The organism is Pseudoduganella sp. RAF53_2 (assembly GCF_052113985.1).
Taxonomy (GTDB): domain Bacteria; phylum Pseudomonadota; class Gammaproteobacteria; order Burkholderiales; family Burkholderiaceae_D; genus Rugamonas.
This window is the reverse complement of the sequence record NZ_JBFRDW010001020.1, coordinates 1-1300: the sequence shown is the minus strand read 5'-3', so window position 1 is coordinate 1300 and position 1300 is coordinate 1. Positions and strand designations below refer to the sequence as shown.

The 1300-nt window shown below is 61.1% G+C and carries 2 protein-coding genes; one reads left to right on the top strand and one right to left on the bottom strand.

The window, feature by feature from the left end:
• The first annotated feature begins 17 nt into the window (after window positions 1-17).
• Window positions 18-392, top strand: a complete 375-nt coding sequence (locus tag AB4Z11_RS31990; protein WP_442030238.1) for a hypothetical protein — start codon at window positions 18-20, stop codon at window positions 390-392.
• A 48-nt stretch (window positions 393-440) separates the two neighbouring features.
• Here the strand turns inward: AB4Z11_RS31990 and AB4Z11_RS31985 are convergent, their stop codons facing one another.
• The gene (locus AB4Z11_RS31985) at window positions 441-1286 is read right to left on the bottom strand and encodes an HDOD domain-containing protein (protein WP_442030236.1); all 846 of its coding nucleotides are present in this window, start codon (window positions 1284-1286) and stop codon (window positions 441-443) included.
• Window positions 1287-1300: the final 14 nt, after the last annotated feature.

Below are 1300 nucleotides of genomic sequence, written 5' to 3'. Positions count from 1 at the left end.
TTTCAGAGAGGATCATCATGGCACATCACGCTCTCGCATCGCAGGAAAGTTATAACCCCAACCACCTGCTGGACATCCTGCTGGGCAAAATGCAGCTGAAAAATGACGCTGCCCTGTCCCGCTTGCTGGAAGTGGCTCCGCCAGTTATCAGCAAGATCCGCCACCATCGCCTGCCAGTCGGGGCTTCGCTGCTGATCCGCATGCACGAAGTGACCGGCATGAGCATTCGCGACCTGCGCGACCTGATGGGCGACCGCCGCACCAAGTATCGCCTGTCGGACGCACAAGGCCGTCCGAAACCAGAAGATAAGGCTGCTGCGGCAAATACCCAGCAAGCTTCGGCCAATCCGCCTCAGAAAGCCGAAGGCGGCAACGGCAACTACGCGCATTAAGCGCGCCGCGTGACTGCTGCGGCGGATCAATGATCCGCCCTACGATAGCTACGATAGCAGGACCATCGAAATTTCTTCGAATTGCAGCTCGGTTTCGCGGAACAGGTGCAGGCAGGTTTCCTCGTTAAGCGCGAGCGCCTGCCAGGCGACGGTGGACACTTTGGGCACCAGGTCATCCTCCTGGCGCGCCAGGTCCAGCGCATGAACCACCGCATCCGCCACATGGATGATGGTGGCAAGGAAGCCCGCGCCTGGGCGGTCCGGCTCGTGGTGGCCACCAATGGCCAGCCGCATCGTGTCGGAGAAATTCCAATGCTCGGCCAGAGCCAGGCCGGCGTCCACGTGGTCGATGCCCATGGCAGTGCGCTCCGCTTCCAGCAGGGTGCAGTCGTGGGCTTCGCGGTAGGCCAGCACGTCGGTATAACGCTCAGGGAAACATGACACCAGCACCAGGCGGCCGATGTCGTGCAGCAGCCCTGCGGTGAAGGCATAGTCCTGATTGAAGCGCATATGGCGGGCCAGGATCTTGGCGCAAGCGGCGGTGCCGATCGAGTGGCGCCAGAACGCCTTGTGATCAAAAGCCTTGCAGGCGCCTTCCGCGAAGCAGCCCGTCACGGCCGCGGCCGTGATCAGGTTGCGCGTGGTCTGGAAGCCCAGATAGGTAATCGCTTGCTGGATGGTGGTTACCTTGACCTGCAAGCCATACAGCGAGGAATTCGCCAGACGCAAGGTCTTGGCGGTCAGCGCCTGGTCGTGCGACACCTTCTTGGCCAGCACGCCGATATCGATATCTTCCTGATCGATGCTGTTCAGCAGCTCCATCACCACTGCGGGCAGGGATGGCAGGTCTTGCAAATTCTTTACCACATCGTCGTAGCTCAGGTGCTCGGTCATGCAGCCTCCTGGCC